Below are 21,397 nucleotides of genomic sequence, written 5' to 3'. Positions count from 1 at the left end.
TTTATAGTTTTTCTATCAGATATTTCCAATAACGTTTGGGAACATATTGTATATGCAATCTGGTGTTTTTTCGTTCTTTAATATTGGTGCTCTGGAAATAACTTTTCCATAAAACCTTGTAAGCATTTTCACTTTCTGTAAATGCATCTTTAGGATTGCCCTGGGAAGAAAACTCTACCATAGACAACTGATCCAGATCATAAAACAAGCCTGTTTTTCTTCGGTTATCGTAAATTATCCATTTCTGATCCTGATACCTGCTTTTAAAATGCCTGGCTATTAAAGGCAGCACATTAAAATCGGGCTCTATCTCTGCAAAGTAAATATCGTCGTGGGTTAACCTGAATCTTACAAAAGCTTCCATCCTGTGTTTTTCCCGCGATACCATCTTTTGCATTTTGCTTAGCCTGATAACAGATGGATCTGCATAGTTTTTAAGAAATGCAGCAGATTTTTGGGCTAAACATTGCCTGATAACGTCTAAAATATAATTTTCTATTCCCTCCTGTTCAGAAAGCAGCGTATAATTAATCAGTTTCATGCCCGATTTCCCCAATACTTCTACCAGTTTTTTATATACCCGGTTGGCTTTTTCTGCGGATGCCTGTACGGTGTGCGACTCGAAAAACAAAAAAGAAGCTGTATTGTCTTCTTTAACTATTTTGACATGCTGGTAAGCATATTCATAAACCTCAAAAACCAGAGTGTAAAAACCTTCTACGCTTCCATCATATTTTAAAACTACCATTAAAAAAGCTTAAGTTGCTGATTATAATGTTCCTGATATTTACTTGTTGTTTTAGATAAGATAACCTCTTTTAAATGACTAGAATTTAAATATTTAAGTTCTGAGTAGTCATGTCCGCATACTATAAAGTATTTAGCCTTGTTGTACGAAACTCCAATTTTTTTGAGATGTTCTGCATTTAAAACGGAAAACTTTCTGGCCTGCACAATCTTCCATGCGGACTTAACCCCTATTCCGGGAATGCGTAGAATCATAGCGTAATCTGCTGTTTGGATATTTACCGGAAATAAATGCTGATTTCTTAAAGCCCAACCTAGTTTAGGATCTACTTCTAGATCTAAAAAAGGCATCGTATCGTCCAGAATTTCATGGGCCTTAAAACCATAAAAGCGCATTAACCAATCTGCCTGATATAACCTGTTTTCCCTTACCATGGGCACTTTACTTTCTAACCCCGGTAATCGGGTATCGTTAGAAACAATGGGGACATATCCTGAATAATAGACCCTCTTGAGATTAAAACCCTTATAAAAGCTATCTGCTGTTTTTATAATCTGTAAATCGGTTTCATTGGTAGCTCCCACAATAACCTGGGTACTTTGCCCTGCCGGAGCAAACTTTGGGGTACTTCTTATAATTTTACGTTCGTCTTTATACTGTATAATCCCGTTTTTCACAAATTCCATCGGCTTAATCATATCTTCCCTGTTTTTATCGGGTGCTAATAACTTTAAGCCACTTTCTGTGGGCAGCTCTAAATTAATACTTAATCTGTCGGCATATAAACCTGCCTCCTGCATCAGCTCATCAGAAGCACCGGGAATGCTTTTAAGATGTATATAGCCATTAAAATTATGCTCTGTACGCAGTTTTTTAGCTATCAGCACCAAACGTTCCATTGTGTAATCAGCATCCTTAAAAATACCGGAACTTAAAAATAGCCCCTCAATATAGTTACGTCGGTAAAAATTAATAGTAAGGTCTACCACTTCCTGCACCGTAAAAGCAGCTCGTTTAATATCATTACTTAGCCTGCTTACACAATAGGCACAATCGTAAATACAATAATTGGTGAGTAATATTTTTAGTAAAGAAACACAACGGCCATCTTCTGTGTAGGAATGGCAAATACCCATACCGGACGAGTCGCCCAGCCCCTTATTTTTATTAGTCTTTTTTACACCACTGGAAGAGCAGGATACATCATATTTAGCAGCATCGGCTAAAATCTCCAGTTTCTCTTTGATTCTATCAAAATTCATACGTCAAAAATACTAATTTATTTAGCAAAACACATACTAAATATAATAGCTAAAACATTTGGATAGGCTCTACGTTTTATTAGTCATAAACAAACAGTATGAAAAAATTATATACAGCAGTGGTTGCCGCTACAGGAGGTAGAGACGGCCACATTAAATCTGCGGATGGAGTTATTGATCTTGAAATGAAAAAACCTGTAGAAATGGGCGGAAAGGCCGGATATGCTAATCCAGAACTTTTATTTGCAGGCGCATGGGGCAGTTGTTATTTGGGTGCTTTAGGTTCTGTTGGTAAAAGGGATGGTATAGATGTAAGTAACGCCAGCGTAAATGTTTACGTTAGTTTTAACGAAGAAAGCGCTTCCAGTTTTGTGCTATCTGCCGAGTTACATGTACATATACCGGGCGTGGATTTAGAAAAAGCTCAAAAAATGGCCGATGCAGCTCATAAAGGCTGCCCCTATTCGAAAGCTACGCGTGGCAATATAGAGGTACTGGTAAAAGCGGTATAAAATATTAGGTTTGGCAGTTGGTTATTTTAAATTGTAACTATTGTAGCGTTTACATTTGGCAAAACGTTTGGTTAAGAAAAAATAAACCCAAACACAGAGACTGAATATGAAATTTACGACCTACAAGTATTACTATTTGCTGCCGCTGATGATAAGTGCACTTTTATTATCGTCTTGTAAAAAGGATGATAAAGGTGCTGATGCTGAATACTGGAGCCAACTTGCCCATAATAAATATCAGGAAATAGTTGATTTAACAAGCAATGTACCTTGCGATAAGCAAGATGATCTTTCTCTGGAATCTATATATGAATGCAATACGCAGTATTTTATGGTAACATCCGAGAATAAGGCACATTATGATAGGTTAAAAGCAGAATATCTTGATTTCCAAAATAAACATATAGATGCTTTAATAAAAAGTGGGGTTATTGTAGATTATTGCAATATGATGCTGGGCAATTACTGGGTACAACCTAAGCCTATACGAACAGAGTGTGGCAATGATGGGAAATTAAAGCTTATTACATCGGTTAATATAGATATTGAAGAAGCTAAAAGTTTATGTGCCTCTCTTTTACAGGAAATTAATACTTATAGGAATGCACTTAGCTGTACGGATGAAAAAGACTGGTATGCTACCCCGCTTGCTATGGATAAACACAATGACTTTGATTATGTGCCTATTTCCAGAAAAAATGATATTAAGGACATTAAAAATACGATAGCGCATTATAACTTCTTAAGACTGAGAATTAACCATGAGACTGAGGTTGAGACCTTAACTGAAAGAAAGTATCCGGAGGGGATGGCTTGTGTAAACGGAAAGCCAACCGTTATTTATAAATAATGTAAGAAGAAGAGTCTATACCAAATAGACTTTTGTTATCGATCGAGATGAGTGAAGATAATAAACTCCGCCATCTCGATCCTATATATTATTTGGGTAGACAGATCTCTACGTTTCAGTCGAGATAATGTAAATCATAGACAACTTACTTATAGTTGTTACAACTTTAATCCTTCTTCTTTGATTACATTCTGAACCCGTAGTTCCATCGTTTCCAGATCGGCATAACCTTTAGCTATCAGATGAAAATTAAGCTCGCTGGTTTTTATCAGAACAGCAGGATATCCGGTTACCTGTAACTGACGACTTAAAGCTACATCATAATAGGCTAATTGTCTGAACTCTTCATCGTTCAGCTTCTGAATAAACTCATTTTCAGGAATATTATATTTAGCTATCAGCAATTTGTAGGTATCATCTAAATTAAGATCCATACCATCATGGTTTAAAGCATATTGCATGTCTGAAGCAAAGAGGATAGCATCTTCAGGTCGGTAGGTTTTAAATACAGATAATGCTATAGAAGGTTTCTCTGAGCTTAAAATCATGGTACCTTCTTCTACAACTTCATTAATAAACTTATCTCCAAATTTAACGCCTGATCTTTCTTCTACACTTTTATAAGAGCTTTTGATGATATCTGCCATTTGAGAAATAGGACCTACCCTATCTCCTAAAATCATTCCGCCAGACAATACCTGGAACTCAAATTGATCTTTATATTTTTCATGAAGTGCTTTCATAACCGGACTAAAACCATAGCACCAGCCACAAATAACATCGTAAATATATATAATTGTTGGTTTTTCTTGTTCTGTTGACATTTGGTAAAGGTAAACATTAAAGCCATATTAAAAGGCAGAACAACGTAATTTTTGCTACCTGTTTTATATATTAATTGACGATACTTTAAACAAGTAGGCTACTTTTCTGTATATTATATCAGCAGTTTATCACTATTATAGTATATGGCATTATTTAGATATTTAAGACGTCTGTTTAACTTACAAAAAGGCGAAGAAGCAAAAGAAAAGACCTTAGCTGATGTTAAAACCAATATCTCTTTTGAGGGAGCAAACCTATGGATTTTGGCCTGCGCCATTATGATAGCTTCTGTGGGTCTGAATGTTAATTCTACTGCTGTAATTATTGGTGCTATGTTAATTTCGCCTTTAATGGGGCCTATTTTAGGTGCAGGTTTTGCATTGGGTATTTACGACTTTGTTTTATTAAAACGTTCTTTAAGGAATTTACTGGTAGCTACCGTTGTTAGTTTACTGGTTTCTACCCTTTATTTTTTCATCAGTCCTTTTAAAGAAGCGCAATCAGAATTATTGGCGCGTACCTCCCCTAATATTTATGATGTATTGATTGCCTTTTTTGGTGGATTAGTGGGAGCTATAGCTATTACCAGAGTAGAAAAAGGTAATCCCATTCCGGGTGTAGCCATTGCTACCGCACTTATGCCGCCATTATGTACTGCCGGTTATGGGCTTGCTATTGGAGAATGGCGCTATTTTCTGGGGGCATTGTTTTTATACATTATCAATTGTGTATTTATCTGTATAGCTACACTAATTATTGTAAAGTATTTAAAATATCCTGCTACAGTACAACTAGATGCCATCAGGCAAAAAAGAGTTAAATATATTATTACAACAATTGTAATTTGTATGCTTTTACCCAGCGCATACTTTGCTTTTTCGTTATACAGACAGCAACAGTTTAAGCTTTTAGCGAGTAATTTTATTGAAAATGAATTATTGACAGGCGGGAATACGCTTATTTATAAAAAAACAAGCTACACTCCTCAGGGAAATACCATTGAACTTGCTTTTTTGCAAAAGACATTCAATAAAGAGGAAATGGACTCACTAAATGATAAGTTGAAAAAATATGGTTTAAACAACACCAAACTCATTATAAAAAGTAACGCAGGCGATATTACTTCTTTAAAAACAGATATCCTGAACGAATTGAATAAAAAGAGCAGTTCTATTGATGAAAAAGACCGGAAGATATTAGAGCTGGAAAATAAGTTAAAACACACTGTTTTTGACAACAAGCAACTGCTAAACGAAATACGTTCAATTTATCCTGCAATTAGCTCTTTTGCTATTACTAACCTTAATATTGCTACTGCCGACACGTTAAAAACGATACCTGTTCTTATTTATACGGCTTCCGGTAAATTGGATGAAAACGACAAAAAGAAATTAAGCTTGTGGGTTGAGAACAGATTGAAGTTAGAACATATCCAACTTATTAAAAGAGAGGAATAAAAAATGGCTGTATCAAATAAAAACATTGTTATTTCGATGAGTACAGCGGAGGGATCTCTTCCCTAAGTACTTATGAAAGAGATCCCTCTGCTGTGGTCCGGATGACAAGGTCCTTTTGATACAACCTCATTTCTAGAAAAACTTAAATACCAGAAAGGATAAACTATTTTCTGATTTCCAGTTCGTCTATAATGTTTTTAGCACCTCCTAGTACATCAATACACCATAAAACATAGCGTATATCTACGTTTATAGATCTCTTAAACTTTTTATCAAAAGCAATATCTCCACTCATAGCTTCCCAATTGCCATCAAAAGCCAGACCTATTAATTCACCATTGCCATTAATAACCGGTGAACCTGAGTTTCCTCCGGTAATATCATTGTTAGAAATAAAATTGACAACCAACGTACCGTTGCTACCGTATGAACCAAAGTTTCTGGCTTTATAAGCAGCTAAGAAATTAGCAGGTAAATCAAATTCAGAATCGTTGGGAATGTATTTTTCCATAACACCATCTATGGTAGTGGTGGCTTCGTACAGTACACCATCTTTAGGTGCATAGTTTTGTACATTGCCATAAGTAATCCTCATTGTAGAATTTGCATCTGGGTACATTAGTTTACCTTCGTTTTTCTTTAATAAAGCTTTAAAATAAAGGTGGTCTAACTCCTGTTTCTGATTTTCGAAGTCTTTTAAAACAGTACCTAAGTTTTTACTGATATATTCCGGGATAACCAGATTCTTAGCATATTGATAAGCGATATCTTCATTGAATTTTTTCTGGTTAGGATTATTTATAAATGCTATCAGTTTATCAGGATCTATCAATACAGATTCTTTCCATAATGCATTGGCATACTTCTCAAAAGTTTCCTGAGGTGTTTTTGCTTTGTACTTCTTTAAGATATCATTATAAAAATCAGGATGCTGATTTTTAGGGATATCCTCATAAAAAGCGGTTAACATTCCTGTTAAAATAGCTTTATCTGCTGTAGCATTATAGGTCTCTTTATAAGATTCTATGGTTTCCAGAGCGGTTTTTTGTAGATTATTATAAGCATCTGTTCCTTTAACCTCTTTGGTTAGCTTTTCTATACTGTTTTGCAGTTTTAAGATATTGGCAACCCATTTAGAAGCATAAAAACCTTCTGTAATAAACACCCGATGTTTGGCATAAGGAGCATAATTAGTATACAGTTCGTTATATTTTTGCATTAAACCTGCATATTCCGGTTTGCTCCCTACCCACTGATTAAATTCCTGCTCTTCTGCCCTTTTCTTGTCTTCTATCTTTAAAGCTTTTAACTGTTCGGACTGTCCAATAAAATACTTCCAATAATTAGCTACACTGGCATACTGGGATGATATCTTTAACCTGAACGCTACATCTTTGTCCATTTCCTTTTTCCAGGCTTTCAAACGGATATCTCTGAGTTTTACTATTTCCGGAGATACTGAGTCTATGGCTAAAGAAACACCGTAAGAAGTTAAAAATCTATCGGTACGTCCCGGAAAACCATAAACCATAGCAAAATCATTGTTTTCTACTCCTTTTACAGAAACAGGTAAATACTTTTTGGGTGAATAAGGTTTGTTGTCTTTAGCGTAAGCGGCGGGCTTATTGTCTTTTCCGGCATAAACCCTAAAAATAGAGAAATCTCCCGTTTGTCTTGGCCAAACCCAGTTATCGGTATCGCCACCAAATTTACCTATTGATTGGGGCGGTGTACCTACCAGTCTGATATCAGTAAATTTTTCCATAACAAACAAAAAATACTGATTGCCTTTAAAGAAATCTCTTACAAAAGCATTATAGTGTGTGCCTTTGGTAGCTTCGGCCGCTAGTTTATCACCTATCTCCGTTATTTTTGCTTCTTTTTCAGTACCGGTTAATTGGTTTGTTTGTGTTAATATTTTATCTGTAACATCTTCTATTTTAACCAGGAAATTTACAAAAAGTCCTTTAATAGGTCTTTCTTCGCTATAGTTTTTGGCATAAAATCCATTATCCAATATATTATTTTCTGGTGTTGATTCTGTAGCAATAGCGTCATAACCACAGTGGTGATTGGTGAAAAGTAATCCGTTTTTTGATACCAGTTCTCCGGTACAAAAACCTCCGAAAGAAACTATAGCATCTTTTAAACTGGCTTTATTGATATCATATAAATCTTGCGGAGTTAATTTAAAACCTTGAGATTTCATCTGATCGTAGTTTTTGCCAATTAGCATAGGTATCCACATTCCTTCATCAGCAAATACTGGTTTAGAAATGTTCAATACCAAACCTAAAATCAATGTTTTTAGTAATAGTCGTGTATTCATAATCATATTTAACAAGATAGCAAATTTAATGTTAAGCCAGTTTTTTCTGCTGCTTTACATAGTTTTGTTACAAATAGTAGATTATAAAAAAAATGTATCGTTGTTACTATCCCAACGATACATTTTTAAAATCTGTTTTTGTACAAATTTTATTTTATAGCTTTTTCTGCTCTTTTTATAGCTAAACGTTCTTTCCAATCCATATACTTTGTGCTGAAAGCTTTCTTCATATAATCATCAAACTTTCTTTGGATGGTTAAGTTATATAAACTCTTTGCTTTTATAGCCCACGATTTGTCCCAGGCTCTTAATGAGATAGAGAAAGAACCATCCAGGTATTTCATCCAGTGCCACATACCTGTTGGCATAAACAATGTTTCTCCATGTTCTAAAAATGCTTCTACTCCTTCTATTCCGTCCAATGCCGGAAATTTCTCAAAATCAGGATTAGAAATATCATAATCTTCTAAAGCATAAGTGGCAAATGGTATTTTATACAATCTGGTATGCCATTTATAATCAAACAGAATAATATGCTTTCTACCATGAAAATGCGTATGAAAGATATGTGGGAGGTCTATATCATAATGCAAGAAGGTCACCGACCCGGCTCCACCGAAAAACATGCCTGGATATTTATCCAGAAAGCCCCCCATTAAATCTTTTGGCGGACAATAATCGTTTAATAAGCCTGGTGCATGTTTGATAGGGTCAAAGAAAAATATTCTCAAATCCGTAGGCTCTCTTCTAATCAGATCTATATAATCCCCAAACTGCATTTCGGCTGCAGCTGCATTTATAGGTTTAGAAGGATCTGCCTTCGAGCTATCATAAAGAGGAACAATTTTATCACCAACAGTTTCTTTTATATATTCAAAAGTCCATTTTTCTAAAGCAGGCCATGTTTTGGTCATGTCTTTAATAACCAATGGTTTTCTGGGAATAAGATAGTTTTTGATAAAGTCTTCTTTACTGATTTGATCAACCCTATCTATAGGTTTCAGAATTAAACTCATATTAAATTTAACTTAATTTTGTAAATTTATACAATAAGACGATTTGAAAGAAAAAATGTTTTCTTTAAATCAGAATCTGACAGTTACGAAACAAAACAAAATCCCATTAGCGTGAATCAACGCATTCTGTCGAGACTGTATCAAAAATAAAACGTTGTCATTTGGATGAGTACAGCGAAGAGAAATCTTTTCTCTAAGTACTTCTGAAAGAGATCTCTTGACTGTGATCGGAATGACAAAATTCTTTTGATACTCCTCCCTCTTATTAAGGAAATAAATTCAAGAAAATTAAGTCAAGCTTCGATAAGGAAGGTGTCTAGGACGGAATGGCTAAAAACATAAATCAACACTTTTTATCATTCCGACGTTAGGAGAAAACCCCTTATAGATTATTCTGAAAAAAGTTTCTCCTGTTGGTCAAAATGATAAAAAGACTTTAAAAAAATCCTTGTTAAAAGACTAATTTATTATTTAATCAGACTGTTGATTATTGTTTTTGCTGTAGCTGAAGTTGTAGCATTACCAGCTATAGTACCTAACGAGCTAATAAAAGTACTGTATTTACTACTGCCTAAAGATGTTTTGATTGCCGACAATGCTGTTGATTTTGCACTGGACAATTGAGCTACTCCCTGTGCCGTTCCCGAAATTGCCTTTAAAGTATTATACTTGGTCACGTAATTGGTAAGGGCATCAGTAACTGTTTTGGTTTGGGTTCCTGTTAAGTTTAACGAATTTAAAGAGGAAGTAATTTCTGTAACAGTACCTGCTGCTTTTCCTAAATCAAGCGTCATGTTTAACCTGGAATTAGTTTCTGCAAATGTTGATCCGCTGATTGCTGTAAGGGCTAAAAATGCACCTAGAAAAATCTTTTTCATAATTTTAAAACTGCTATGTTAATTGTGTTTTTAATGTTGTTTGTTGTCTGAATTAAACTAATACACAATATTAACATTTTGGTTTTTCTTGAAGAATAGTTATAGAGAATTTAACATTTTATTTAACAGTTAGAATATATAATCATCTTAATATCTTTCGCCATTTCACCCATCCTCTTGCTTTCATATCAATTTAATTATGATTGTCCGTTCCTAAATCCACTTTACAAGTTTGGACAAAATCCTAACTTTAAAGAACAATGGAAAAACCAAGAAAAGGAAAGAGCAAAGGTCGTACTCCTTTATTCGAAGACAGTTTTAAAATTGCAGTTGCCCGAGAATATATTTTGGGTGACTATAGCGCCCGTCAGGTTGGCAAGAAATACAATTTAAATTCAGACAATGTATTTTACTTTGTAAAGTGGTACAATAAGCATCATCCTGACCCAGCCCCAGAGACAAGTTCTCCTGCGGAATTAAGGCCCTCAAACACCCCTAAGCTTGAAGAGGAATTAGCGTTGGCAAAACTTAAGATCACCGCATTAGAAATGCTCATTCGTAATGCCGAACGGGAAATGGGGGTAGATATTGTAAAAAAGCCTGGTACCAAACAGTAGGACAAATGAAAGAAATATATCATGAAATTTCCCTAACAACAATTTGTGCTTTGTTTGGTAGAAGTCGTCAAGGTTGGTATCAGCTAGCTGAAAATAAGGGGCAGAAACAATTACAAAGAACTTTAGTGATAGAACAGGTTCGACAAATAAAAAGTGAATTGCCCCACCTCGGCGGCCTTAAGATGTACTCCATGCTGCAAAAATTCCTATCTGCTCATCAGATTTCGATGGGAAGAGATGCTTTTTTCTGCTTATTAAAGGAAAATAATTTGCTGGTTAAGCCCCGGAGATTATATGCCAGAACGACCAATTCCTTTCATCATTTTAAGAAATGGCCGGATCTGGTGCAAAGACGTAAAGCAATAATGGCAGAAGAAATATGGGTGAGCGATATTACCTATTTAAAAACAAAAAAAGGTTTTATCTATCTTAGTTTGATTACAGATGCTTATTCAAGAAAAATTGTAGGTTATAACTTAAGTCGAAACTTAAAAGCAGAAGGATGCATAAAAGCATTTCAGATAGCGTTAAAATCAAGATTATACCCCAAAAGACCTCTTATTCATCACTCTGACAGGGGAATTCAATACTGCTGTGACGATTATGTCCAATTATTGATCAGCCAAAATGTACAAATTAGCATGACTCAAAATGGAAGCCCTTATGATAATGCTATCGCAGAGCGGGTGAATGGTATTTTAAAACAAGAATTTAATCTATACCAATCTTTTGACTCATACCAACAAGCTAAAGATGCAGTAGAAAACGCAATTATCAGTTATAACCAGATCAGGCCCCACTTCTCTTGCCAGCTTCAAACACCACAAGCAAAACATGCATCAAGTAATGCAAGGTAAAGTGAAATCAGGAAAATAAAATTTAGTGTAAAGTAATATCAGGAAAATAATATAAATTGTAAACCGAAATTAGTAATTACCGTCCAAATTTGTCAAGTAAATCTAGGATAGGACAGATCAATATCATTTCATTATACACTGTATTATTGTCGGTAATAGCTTCTATATAAATCCATTATTTTTCCATAATTTCTCCATAATGAGTCCATGTTTTTAGTTAAAATCATGGACTCATTATGAATATATATTTGCTTCTATCTATAAACTTTTAAAATGAATTACCCATCAATACTAATATCCTATACTGAATAGTAGGAATTGGAATAAGGCTACTGTTAAAACAATATTGATGTAACGAAAAATAAAGCGTATTTTTGCGCAAATTTCGAAATTAATGAGTACACTTTCAGAACAGGAGATACAAAGACGCCAGTCGTTACAGGAATTAAGAAAACTTGGAATAGACCCCTATCCTGCAGAAGCATTTGAAGTGAACGCAAATGCATTAGATATAGCTACAAACTACGAAAGAGACAAAACATCATATAAGAATATCAGTTTAGCCGGAAGAATTATGACCCGTAGAATTATGGGGAATGCTTCTTTTGTTGAATTGCAAGACTCTACTGGGAGAATACAGGTTTATATCAGAAGAGATGATGTTTGTCCGGGAGAAGATAAAACACTTTACAATACCGTATTTAAAAAGTTGCTGGATATAGGTGATATTATCGGTATCACTGGTTTCGTATTTACCACGCAAACCGGAGAAATCAGCATCCATGTCCAAACATTAAAAGTTCTTACAAAATCCTTAAGACCTCTGCCTATTGTAAAAGAGGCTGATGGTAAAACCTTTGATGCTTTTACTGATCCTGAGCAACGTTACAGAATGCGTTATGTCGATCTAATTGTAAACTCTCAAAATAGAGATATTTTTGTTAAGCGTACGAAATTATTCAAAGCTATGCGTGAATATTTCAATAACGCTGGATATATGGAAGTTGAAACTCCAGTTTTACAAGCAATTCCCGGAGGGGCTGCAGCTCGCCCTTTTATTACCCATCACAATGCTCTGGACATTCCTTTATATTTACGTATTGCCAACGAACTTTACCTTAAAAGATTAATTGTAGGTGGTTTTGATGGCGTATACGAATTTTCCAAGAATTTTAGAAATGAAGGAATGGATAGAACCCATAATCCTGAATTTACAGTAATGGAAATTTATGTAGCTTATAAAGATTATCACTGGATGATGGAGTTTACAGAAAACCTATTGGAACATTGTGCAATTGCGGTTAACGGTGCTACTAAGGTTCAGTTTGGAGAACATCAAGTTAACTTTGAGGCTCCATACCCCAGAGTTAGTATGACTGATGCAATTAAACAATTCACAGGTTTTGATATTACAGGAAAATCTGAAGAGGAAATTCGTCAAGCGGCCAAAGGAATGGGAATTGATGTGAATGAGACAATGGGTAAAGGCAAGCTTATAGATGAGATATTTGGTGAGAAATGTGAGGGTAACTTTATTCAACCCACATTTATTACGGATTACCCTATAGAGATGTCTCCATTAACAAAAAAACATAGAGATAATCCAGAATTAACAGAGCGTTTTGAACTGATGGTATGTGGAAAGGAAATAGCTAATGCGTATTCAGAATTGAACGACCCTATTGATCAAAGAGAACGTTTCGAAGAACAACTTAAATTATCTGAAAAAGGTGATGATGAAGCAATGTTTATTGACCAAGATTTTTTGCGTGCTTTAGAATTTGGAATGCCTCCTACATCGGGTTTGGGAATAGGAATGGATAGGTTGATTATGTTTCTAACCAACACTCCATCTATTCAGGAAGTATTGTTCTTCCCTCAAATGAGACCGGAGAAAAAAGCAAAAGTAACAACTGATGAGGATTTTATAGAGCAAGGTGTTCCTGCAGAATGGGTTCAGGTAATCCGTAAAATGAACATCAATACTATAGACGAGCTTAAAGCTGCAAATCCCAATAAAATATTTAATGACTTAGGCGGAATGCGTAAGAAAATGAAGCTGGATGTAGCTATGCCTCAGAAAGAAGAAGTTATGAAATGGTTTGAATAACCTGATAACAACTTAACAAATATTTAATCCCTGCTTAACATATATTTAAGCGGGGATTTTTATTATTGTGAAAATTTAAAATATAATATTATGAATGTACTTATTTTAGAAGAAAACGAATTCTTCGGTATTAAAACAGAAAACTTACTGGATTTTCCATTATTAGCTGCATTTTTATCCGGTAAAAATGAAAATGGATTTTCAAGTGATTATGAAGACAGCAGCTTAGAAAACATGAAGTTTAACGAAGAACCTCGTATTGATTTACTTTCAGAAAAGTAATTCACTTCCCTTCTCTCATTATTTGGTTTTATTGAAACCAAAACACTAAATAGCAGTTAGTTTAAAGCACTTTCTGTTATGTCTACCACAAACTTATCTTATTTAAAACAATCGGTTATTTTTTATTATTATAATCATATAATCGATACTATTTTTTAGTACTTTCGCTGCCGGAAGGCTGGAAAGTGTTTTTTAGCTATTTGCCTTTTACTCTTTAAACAATCATCAGATGAGAAATTTTCAAGACACGCATCCTGCTGATATTGCCGAGCAAATTACTGCGTTAAAACCCAGGGAAAGAAATCTTGCTTATTTAATGTTACCTGGAAGGAAAAAAGCGCAGACTTTTTCTTATCTGGACTTTAAGATACAGGAAGAGATTATTAAAGGGATGGGCGATAAAGAGCTTTCCGAAGTCTTGAATAATCTGGAACCGGATGACAGGACCTTACTATTAGAAAACTTTCCGGACTCTATTATAAAAAGGTTTATTAATCTTCTAAACGAGGAAGAAAAAGGTGTGGCATTAAATTTAGTGGGTTATCCTGCTGATTGTATTGCCCGCTTAATGACTCCAAATTATGTACAGGCAAGGGCTACATGGACAGTCAGTAAAGTGTTCTCTCATATCAAACGTTTTGGTAAAAAAGCGGAGACCTTAAACTTCATTTATATTGTAGATGAAGACAACAGGTTGATAGATGACTTACGTATAGGTCAGCTTTTGATGGCTGAACCTGATACTAAACTTCAAGACCTAATGGATAGAAATTTTATTTCTATTACCAGTACTACCCCTATGGAAACAGCTTTTGATATTTTTGAAAAGTATGACCGGAGTGCTTTACCTATTATTACAGAAAACGGAGTGCTTATTGGTATAGTTACGTTTGACGATATTCTGGACAAAATTACAGAACGTGATACCGAGGATATTCAGAAATTTGGAGGGGTTGAGGGCTTAGATCTTTCTTATACCAAAACATCGATGATTGAACTGGTTCGTAAAAGAGCTGGTTGGTTGGTTATCCTTTTTTTAAGTGAAATGCTTACAGCGTCTGCTATGGCACATTACGATGAAGAAATAGAAAAGGCTGTAGTTTTAGCATTGTTTGTACCTCTAATTATATCCAGTGGAGGTAACTCTGGTTCTCAAGCAGCTTCATTAATTATCAGGGCAATGGCACTGGGCGAAATAAAGCTAAAAAACTGGTGGTATGTGATGCGAAAAGAGATATTTTCAGGAGTTATACTTGGCCTTATCCTTGGTATTATTGGTTTTTTAAGAATTTTTATTTGGCAGGAAGCTGGTATTTATGATTATGGTTTACACTGGTTTTGGGTAGCTTTAAGCGTATCTGTATCTTTGGTGTTTATTGTATTATGGGGCTCTCTTTCGGGTTCTCTTATACCTTTTATATTGAGAAAAATAGGTTTAGACCCGGCAACAGCTTCCGCTCCTTTTGTAGCTACACTGGTAGATGTTACCGGATTAATTATTTATTTTTCTGTTGCGGCTTTCTTCCTTACCGGAAAAGTACTGTAAACTGTTATATTATACATTAAACTTTCCTTCTTTAAGAGGTTTTAATATATAATCCAGACCATTTATCTTTATTTCGTAAATGGTGGCTAATTGTTGCCCTAGCTTTCCTGCAGGCCATCCTTTAGAGTGCATCCATTCCAGATAACTTACAGGTAAGTTACACAACAAATAATCTTTATATTTGCCGAAAGGCATTTTTACCTTGACTAAGTCAACTAAAATCTTAGGATCCATGGTTCAAAATAAGCTATATTTTAAGAGAGTTGAAACATTAATTTGATATTTCTTACGGTAATGATTAACGATATATACGGTGATTTTTTAAAAGACTATTACCATAGTGGCGATAATTTAGATGATGTTTGGCTACATAATAGTTATGCTGAAGCTGAAAATATGCCTGCTGATGTTTTTTTCAGGAAAGAATATGAACTGAGCGATCTGGAATTACTAGCTATTCGTTTGTGCAAAGGAAAGGTTTTGGATATTGGTGCCGGTGCCGGTGCTATTAGTTTGGTTCTTCAAAAACGTGGTTTAGATGTAACTGCATTGGAAATATCTGCCGGGGCTTGTGAAGTTATGAAATGGAGAGGTATTAAGCATATTTTAAATCAGAATATTTTTAATTATGTTGACCAGCAGTTTGATACTTTGTTACTGATGATGAATGGCATAGGCTTTTGCGAATATGCAGATCAGGTTGAGGTTTTTCTGGAGCATGCCAAAAAGCTTTTGAAACCTAATGGCCAGATATTGTTTGACTCTTCTGACGTTGCTTATTTATATGAAAATAAACCTTATCTGGATGGTGGTTATTACGGAGAGATAGACTACCAATACGAATATAAAGGAAAAAAGGGCGAGTGGTTTTCGTGGGTGTATCTGGACAGAGAGCTGATGCTGGATATTGCCCAAAGTACAGGTTATGAGATGGAAATACTTTTTGAGGATGGCAATGACCAATATCTTGCCAGATTAACCTTATCAGGAAATTAACAGTCTTTGTATTTAGAGTCAGTTGTTTATTTACCTAAAGTATATACTACACCTAGTGTAAAAACAGTATTCCCTGCTTTCAGATAACCTCTGCTTATAAGTCCTATATTCATCCCGTTTGAATATTGGAGCTGCAGATTTTTAGCAACTTCCATTCTGGTGAAGAATATAGGTTCTACCAGTACATTATATTCTGTTGGATGATCTGTACCGTTAATCTTAAAATCTTGCATAGCAACATGGCTTAAACGTAAAGCCGTACCATAATTTATAGGATAGTCTTCTCCAAACAACTTGAGTTTATGCTTTTTTATAGAGCTATAATTTACCTGTACAAAAACTTTACTTAAGTCTACATCCAATATTTCTGTAGGTATCGACCCTGCATAGGTATAATCTTTAAATATTTTATCTGTAGATCCTTTTCCGTAACCGGCATACACTTCAAAAACCCTGTTTTTTTTTATTCCAAAATTATCAAAGTACCCTACCCCCACTTCCCAGGTCTGCTGTTGGACATCTTTTCTGGTGGCCATGTTTTTTAAAGTTGAACCATTGGCAAAAACAGCGAAATGGTCTGAAAGGGAAACAGCTACATTACCACTTAAATTGCCCTTAATACTGGTATGGCCACCTACATGTAACTGACCTTTACCTGTGAACATGGGAACTACCGGAACATTGGGCATATATACAGATGAACAACCTGTAAAAATAAATAGACTTAAAATGTAAAAAGCGGATAGCTTTGAAAAACTCATTGAGTAAAATTCTAAAATTCTAAAACGTAAAAATGGTGATTTTCATATAAAGCACCTGGAAAATTATATTTTAAAGTTATGGATTCTAGTTAGCCATTATACTAGCTGCTATAAAATATTGGGTTTAAATATGTATAAAAATTTAAAATGCCTGAAAATACTCAATTTTAGAACAGAGCTTTTCAGACATTTTATTGATGTATTTAATATCCTAGATATTACTTCTTCTTAAATTTCATAATCTCTCCCAGACTGGAAGAAAAACTAAGTACGTTGTCTTTAATTGTATAGGTTTCTACCTGATCTAGCATCTTTAAGAAAGTATATTCTCCTGTTCCTTCGCAAAACATTTTTGTAGTAGCTAATCCTTTTTTAAAGTCAATCTTTTGACCATCGGCTTTTATTTCTCCGGTTAACGAGTTACAGCTTGTATTACCGCTTATTTTTGCATCTTTTAAATTGAAATTAAGTGCTGGTTTTCTATTTGGGTATAAACCATCAAAAGTAATTCTGGGTCCTGTAATATAGGTAAGTTCCCACTCACCTTCTATTTTAGGATCTATTTTACTGCCGTTACTTAATTCTTTTAGTTTATTTGAGCAACTTGTTAACACTGCTGATAAGGCAATTACGCTCATTATAATTATTTTTTTCATAATCTTGACTTTATTTTTCATAAGAACAATCATCTGTGTGTTTTGTTCAGAGTATGCAAAATTAGAAAAGATCTGGGTATTTAGCACTAATTTGCCGTTCTGTTTACCAGTTAAATATGTAACATCATCAAACAGAACGGCATTTATTTTCAAAGAAATTTAATAATAGTTGACTCTGCTTATTTCCGCTTCATCTGCAACTTCTTCCTCTTCAAAGAATCTCTCGTAGCTATCGTCCAATTCCTTAATCCACGGGGTGTGATGTTTTTCTGCGTGTACATCATCCATTACAGATTGATATACTTTATCTCTATAGGTAAGTATATTATCCTCTTTGTCTTTTAACCACGATTTAAATAAATCTGCAACTTTGTCCAGATTAAAATCAGGATAATCTGTATTATTCATGAGGTCCTTAATATATGCGGTTTGGAAATCAATATGGTCATCCCCTGAAACGGTTCTAGCTTCATTATCCATCCATTCTTTAATGTCTTTTTCGCGTTCCAGTTTATCTGGAATAGCTACTCTTCCTAGCATATAATCTCTTGCAAACCATGCTTGTGCGTCAAACATATTGAAGGTGTAGTACTGGTCTTGCATACCTAAATACAGTAGATTGGTAGCTTCGTTAAAAATTATTCCTTTATATAGTTTGTCCGGATATAAGCAGTTTTTGGTTTTTAAGCGAAGTGAGTCGGGCAGAAATGGGAATTTATGCTGATAACCAGTGCAAAAAACCACGGCATCAAATCTCTTGGAACTTCCGTCTTTAAAATATGCCGTATCGCCTTCAAAATGAGTTAATAGCGCCACTTCTTTTATTTCTTCAGGCCATTTACAGCCTATTGGATTTGATCTGTAAGATATGGTTACCGAATTTACTCCGTGTTTATAACATTGTACACCTATATCTTCAGCAGAATAACTACTACCTACCAGCAGAATGTCTTTTCCGGAAAATTGATCGGCACCTCTAAAGTCATGGGCATGCATTACCGCTCCCGGAAATTTATCTATACCTTTAAAATAAGGCATATTCGGGGTGGAAAAATGGCCGGTAGCTACTATTAAATAATCAAAAACTTCTTCAAAAGTCCTGTTATTAGCCAAGTCATCAAATATAACTCTGAAAGTTTTGCTTTCTTCATCATAATCTACCCATCTGGCCACGGTATTGAATTTGATGTATTTTCTGGCGTTACTTTGTTTTATCCGTCCTTCGATATAATCGAATAATACTTCTCGGGGAGGATAAGATGAAATGGGTTTTCCAAAATGCTCTGAAAAGGTGTAGTCCGAGAACTCCAGACACTCTTTAGGACCGTTAGACCAAAGATAACGGTACATACTCCCGTGTAATGGTTCTCCATATTTACCTACTCCTGTCCTCCATGTATAATTCCACATTCCGCCCCAGTTATCCTGTTTCTCGAAACATTTAATTTCTGGAATTTCATTTCCTTTCTTTTGTTCAGATTCAAATGCGCGCAACATTGCTAAACCACTTGGACCTGCTCCAATAATTCCTACTTTAAAACTCATAATATTAAAATGTTAGTTGTATTTATATAAAAATTGCCCTTAAGAAGGCAATAGAATTACAGCCTTATCAAAAGATAAATGTATATATCAATTAATAAAGCTATTGTTATAAGTGTTTTACTAATTAGCTAAGGCTCAAAAAAGGGGTAGTTTCTACCTTTTAAAAAGTGAAGTTTTTTTATATTAGAAAAGATTAAAATACTTTTTAATTTTTTTTGCATATTGGCGAATATAATCAAAAAATACGTAATAAGCAAATTAACTAACTAATAAGCACAACAAATGAGATCTGGAATGGATAATAATAAAGAATAAATTAGGGATAAATAAGCTTTATTTCAGACACTTATCTATCCCAAAAGATTGTTTAGCTATTAAAATGGTATAAAAAGACAACCTCGCCTGTAAATGCAGGTTTCTTTTGATCTTTAATTTCCATTTCTATGCCTATAGTAGATTTGGTTACCCCTCTAAGATTAGCAATGTTTACCAATTTTGCTTTTAAACGTACTTCGCTATTTACAGTAACTGCCTGCGCAAATCTAAGGCTTTCTATACCGTAATTGATTTCCATTTTAAGGTTTTTAACCTCAACAATCTGTTTCCACAAGTAAGGAATTAGCGATAATGTAAGATAACCGTGTGCAATGGTTGTTTGAAAAGGGCTTTCGCTTTTAGCTCTATCAGCATCTATATGAATCCATTGATGATCTAATGTAGCGTCTGCAAATACATTGATCTGCTCTTGTGATATCTTATGAAAAGATGAGCTACCTAGCTCCTGCCCCAGATACTTAGCAAAATCCTCGTAGTTTGTAATTGTTAGCATATAAATAATTCTATGTTAAATTTCGAGTTGCAAATTTAGTATCTATTTCTAAATTGAGAACTATATGAAAAATTTGATTTTAGCTATTGATTTAAAAAAAATGATATTTTTGCAAAAAGGAGATGTGATTTGTTAACCAAAAAAACGAAATACGCAGTTAAAGCTCTAATTGCACTAGCCAAGAATAAAGATAACAAACCTATGTTGATTGCTGAGATAGCGCAACAGGAAAAGCTTCCGAAGCGTTTCTTAGAGGCTATTTTACTGGATTTGAAAAGGGGACGTATATTGGCCAGCAGAATGGGCGCTGGTGGTGGTTATTTTTTAGCCATGCCTGCTTCTGAAATTATGGTTTCTGCAATTATCAGGATTTTAGATGGACCTATAGCTCTTTTACCTTGTGTTAGCTTGAACTTTTATGAGAGATGCGAGGAATGCGAAGATGAAGTAACCTGTAGTATACGTGAAATGATGGCCAGAGTTAGAGATGCGAGCATTACTATTATGGGCAATACAAGTATTCAGGATTTGATTAATAAAGAGGATGAATTAACAAAACTAAATCCTAAAAGTAAATCTACAGAGGATTCTGATATAAAATAATTAAAACTAATCTGATGTTTCTGTCGTTGTTTTTAGTAAACTAATCATGTTTACTTATGAAAACTAACAGATTATCAGCCACAATGGCTAAAGCTTTAAATGATCAGGTAACATTGGAAGCTTATTCTTCTCAGGTTTATCTCATGTTATCTAGTTGGGCAGACAATGAAGCGCTTGATGGCATTTCGTCTTTTCTTATTAAACATAGCCAGGAAGAGCGAGTGCACATGGCCAAGATAATGGAATATATTCAGGAGCGTGGAGGAAAGGTAACCATAGAAGCTATAGCAAAACCAAAACCAGAGCCTAAAAACATTAAAGAGTGTTTTGAAATGGTACTTAAACAAGAAATTGAGAATACGGAAGCCATTTATTCTTTAGTAGATATAAGTGTTTCGGAAAAAGATTGGGCAACTTTTAATTTTTTACAATGGTTGGTAGCCGAGCAGAGAGAGGAAGAAAAATTAGCGTTAACTTTACTGGATAAAGTTACCCTGGCTGGTGGTAAAGACGCTTCTTATGCTTCTATCTATGAGCTTAATAAAGATATTGGAAATACTTCTCAGGAATTTTCTGTTGCTGATGAAGAAAACCCGTTGCAATAGTTTTTCTTATTTGATACAGGCTGAAACTTCAAATTTAGGATACTTATATTTTTATAGAAAGCATTAAAAACCAAAGATTTTACTTCTATTCTTCCTTTTAATGTATATATTTG

The 21,397-nt window shown here is 34.6% G+C and carries 22 protein-coding genes; 11 read left to right on the top strand and 11 right to left on the bottom strand.

Going from position 1 to position 21,397, the window contains the following annotated elements:
• Position 1: 1 nt before the first annotated feature.
• A complete protein-coding gene (locus ACFSAH_RS12180) occupies positions 2–748 on the bottom strand; it encodes a TIGR03915 family putative DNA repair protein (RefSeq protein WP_379663017.1) in 747 nt (248 codons plus the stop codon).
• Complete coding sequence (locus ACFSAH_RS12175; protein WP_379663016.1) at positions 748–2,010, bottom strand: putative DNA modification/repair radical SAM protein; 1,263 nt, start codon at positions 2,008–2,010, stop codon at positions 748–750. The genes ACFSAH_RS12180 and ACFSAH_RS12175 overlap by 1 nt, the downstream gene beginning before the upstream one ends.
• A 98-nt stretch (positions 2,011–2,108) precedes the next feature.
• On the opposite strand from ACFSAH_RS12175, the gene ACFSAH_RS12170 reads away from it, so the two are divergent.
• Together ACFSAH_RS12170 and ACFSAH_RS12165 are read left to right on the top strand one after the other, a co-directional pair.
• Positions 2,109–2,522: an Ohr family peroxiredoxin gene (locus tag ACFSAH_RS12170; protein ID WP_379663015.1), complete on the top strand. Its 414-nt coding sequence runs from the start codon at positions 2,109–2,111 to the stop codon at positions 2,520–2,522.
• Between the two features lie 106 nt (positions 2,523–2,628).
• Entirely contained in the window at positions 2,629–3,372 is a 744-nt protein-coding gene (locus ACFSAH_RS12165; protein ID WP_379663014.1) for a hypothetical protein, read from the top strand.
• Between the two features lie 158 nt (positions 3,373–3,530).
• On the opposite strand, the gene ACFSAH_RS12160 is transcribed toward ACFSAH_RS12165, so the two are convergent.
• Positions 3,531–4,196 (bottom strand): DsbA family protein, encoded by a 666-nt coding sequence (locus ACFSAH_RS12160; protein WP_379663013.1) that lies wholly within the window; start codon positions 4,194–4,196, stop codon positions 3,531–3,533.
• Between the two features lie 144 nt (positions 4,197–4,340).
• On the opposite strand from ACFSAH_RS12160, the gene ACFSAH_RS12155 reads away from it, so the two are divergent.
• Positions 4,341–5,654, top strand: a complete 1,314-nt coding sequence (locus ACFSAH_RS12155; protein WP_379663012.1) for a DUF389 domain-containing protein — start codon at positions 4,341–4,343, stop codon at positions 5,652–5,654.
• Positions 5,655–5,817: 163 nt separating this feature from the next.
• Here the strand turns inward: ACFSAH_RS12155 and ACFSAH_RS12150 are convergent, their stop codons facing one another.
• The 3 genes from ACFSAH_RS12150 to ACFSAH_RS12140 form a co-directional block, all read right to left on the bottom strand.
• Entirely contained in the window at positions 5,818–7,983 is a 2,166-nt protein-coding gene (locus tag ACFSAH_RS12150) for a S46 family peptidase (protein WP_379663011.1), read from the bottom strand.
• A 149-nt stretch (positions 7,984–8,132) separates the two neighbouring features.
• Positions 8,133–8,999, bottom strand: a complete 867-nt coding sequence (locus tag ACFSAH_RS12145) for a cupin-like domain-containing protein (protein WP_379663010.1) — start codon at positions 8,997–8,999, stop codon at positions 8,133–8,135.
• A gap of 467 nt (positions 9,000–9,466) precedes the next feature.
• Positions 9,467–9,877 (bottom strand): hypothetical protein, encoded by a 411-nt coding sequence (locus ACFSAH_RS12140; RefSeq protein WP_379663009.1) that lies wholly within the window; start codon positions 9,875–9,877, stop codon positions 9,467–9,469.
• A gap of 260 nt (positions 9,878–10,137) precedes the next feature.
• On the opposite strand from ACFSAH_RS12140, the gene ACFSAH_RS12135 reads away from it, so the two are divergent.
• The 5 genes from ACFSAH_RS12135 (at position 10,138) to mgtE (ending at position 15,289) form a co-directional block, all read left to right on the top strand.
• Entirely contained in the window at positions 10,138–10,494 is a 357-nt protein-coding gene (locus ACFSAH_RS12135) for a transposase (protein WP_379663008.1), read from the top strand.
• 5 nt (positions 10,495–10,499) lie between these two features.
• Positions 10,500–11,351, top strand: a complete 852-nt coding sequence (locus ACFSAH_RS12130) for an IS3 family transposase (protein WP_379663007.1) — start codon at positions 10,500–10,502, stop codon at positions 11,349–11,351.
• Positions 11,352–11,745: 394 nt separating this feature from the next.
• Positions 11,746–13,461 carry a lysine--tRNA ligase gene (lysS, locus tag ACFSAH_RS12125; RefSeq protein ID WP_379663006.1) on the top strand — a complete coding sequence of 572 codons (1,716 nt, stop codon included), beginning with the start codon at positions 11,746–11,748 and terminating at the stop codon, positions 13,459–13,461.
• Positions 13,462–13,551: 90 nt separating this feature from the next.
• Positions 13,552–13,743 (top strand): hypothetical protein, encoded by a 192-nt coding sequence (locus tag ACFSAH_RS12120; RefSeq protein ID WP_379663005.1) that lies wholly within the window; start codon positions 13,552–13,554, stop codon positions 13,741–13,743.
• Between the two features lie 229 nt (positions 13,744–13,972).
• Entirely contained in the window at positions 13,973–15,289 is a 1,317-nt protein-coding gene (gene mgtE / locus ACFSAH_RS12115) for a magnesium transporter (protein WP_379663004.1), read from the top strand.
• 9 nt (positions 15,290–15,298) lie between these two features.
• On the opposite strand, the gene ACFSAH_RS12110 is transcribed toward mgtE, so the two are convergent.
• Complete coding sequence (locus tag ACFSAH_RS12110) at positions 15,299–15,523, bottom strand: DUF3820 family protein (protein ID WP_379663003.1); 225 nt, start codon at positions 15,521–15,523, stop codon at positions 15,299–15,301.
• Between the two features lie 60 nt (positions 15,524–15,583).
• On the opposite strand from ACFSAH_RS12110, the gene ACFSAH_RS12105 reads away from it, so the two are divergent.
• Positions 15,584–16,285, top strand: a complete 702-nt coding sequence (locus ACFSAH_RS12105) for a class I SAM-dependent methyltransferase (protein ID WP_379663002.1) — start codon at positions 15,584–15,586, stop codon at positions 16,283–16,285.
• Between the two features lie 26 nt (positions 16,286–16,311).
• On the opposite strand, the gene ACFSAH_RS12100 is transcribed toward ACFSAH_RS12105, so the two are convergent.
• From ACFSAH_RS12100 to ACFSAH_RS12085, 4 genes are all read right to left on the bottom strand, one after another.
• Positions 16,312–17,046, bottom strand: a complete 735-nt coding sequence (locus ACFSAH_RS12100; protein ID WP_379663001.1) for a hypothetical protein — start codon at positions 17,044–17,046, stop codon at positions 16,312–16,314.
• A 218-nt stretch (positions 17,047–17,264) separates the two neighbouring features.
• A complete protein-coding gene (locus ACFSAH_RS12095; RefSeq protein ID WP_379663000.1) occupies positions 17,265–17,702 on the bottom strand; it encodes an META domain-containing protein in 438 nt (145 codons plus the stop codon).
• Between the two features lie 159 nt (positions 17,703–17,861).
• Entirely contained in the window at positions 17,862–19,247 is a 1,386-nt protein-coding gene (locus tag ACFSAH_RS12090; protein ID WP_379662999.1) for an NAD(P)-binding domain-containing protein, read from the bottom strand.
• A gap of 367 nt (positions 19,248–19,614) precedes the next feature.
• Complete coding sequence (locus tag ACFSAH_RS12085; RefSeq protein WP_379662998.1) at positions 19,615–20,076, bottom strand: MaoC family dehydratase; 462 nt, start codon at positions 20,074–20,076, stop codon at positions 19,615–19,617.
• Between the two features lie 129 nt (positions 20,077–20,205).
• Here ACFSAH_RS12085 and ACFSAH_RS12080 point away from each other — a divergent pair, with 129 nt between their 5' ends.
• Together ACFSAH_RS12080 and ACFSAH_RS12075 are read left to right on the top strand one after the other, a co-directional pair.
• Entirely contained in the window at positions 20,206–20,679 is a 474-nt protein-coding gene (locus ACFSAH_RS12080) for an RrF2 family transcriptional regulator (protein WP_379662997.1), read from the top strand.
• A gap of 56 nt (positions 20,680–20,735) precedes the next feature.
• Positions 20,736–21,284, top strand: coding sequence for a ferritin (locus ACFSAH_RS12075; protein ID WP_379662996.1), 549 nt, complete (start codon positions 20,736–20,738; stop codon positions 21,282–21,284).
• The last annotated feature ends 113 nt before the right edge of the window (positions 21,285–21,397 follow it).

Origin of the sequence: Pseudopedobacter beijingensis (assembly GCF_042678145.1) — a bacterium.
GTDB classification, from domain to species: domain Bacteria; phylum Bacteroidota; class Bacteroidia; order Sphingobacteriales; family Sphingobacteriaceae; genus Pseudopedobacter; species Pseudopedobacter beijingensis.
Note: the sequence above shows the minus strand (reverse complement) of the source record. Positions and strands in the feature narration are given on the sequence as shown.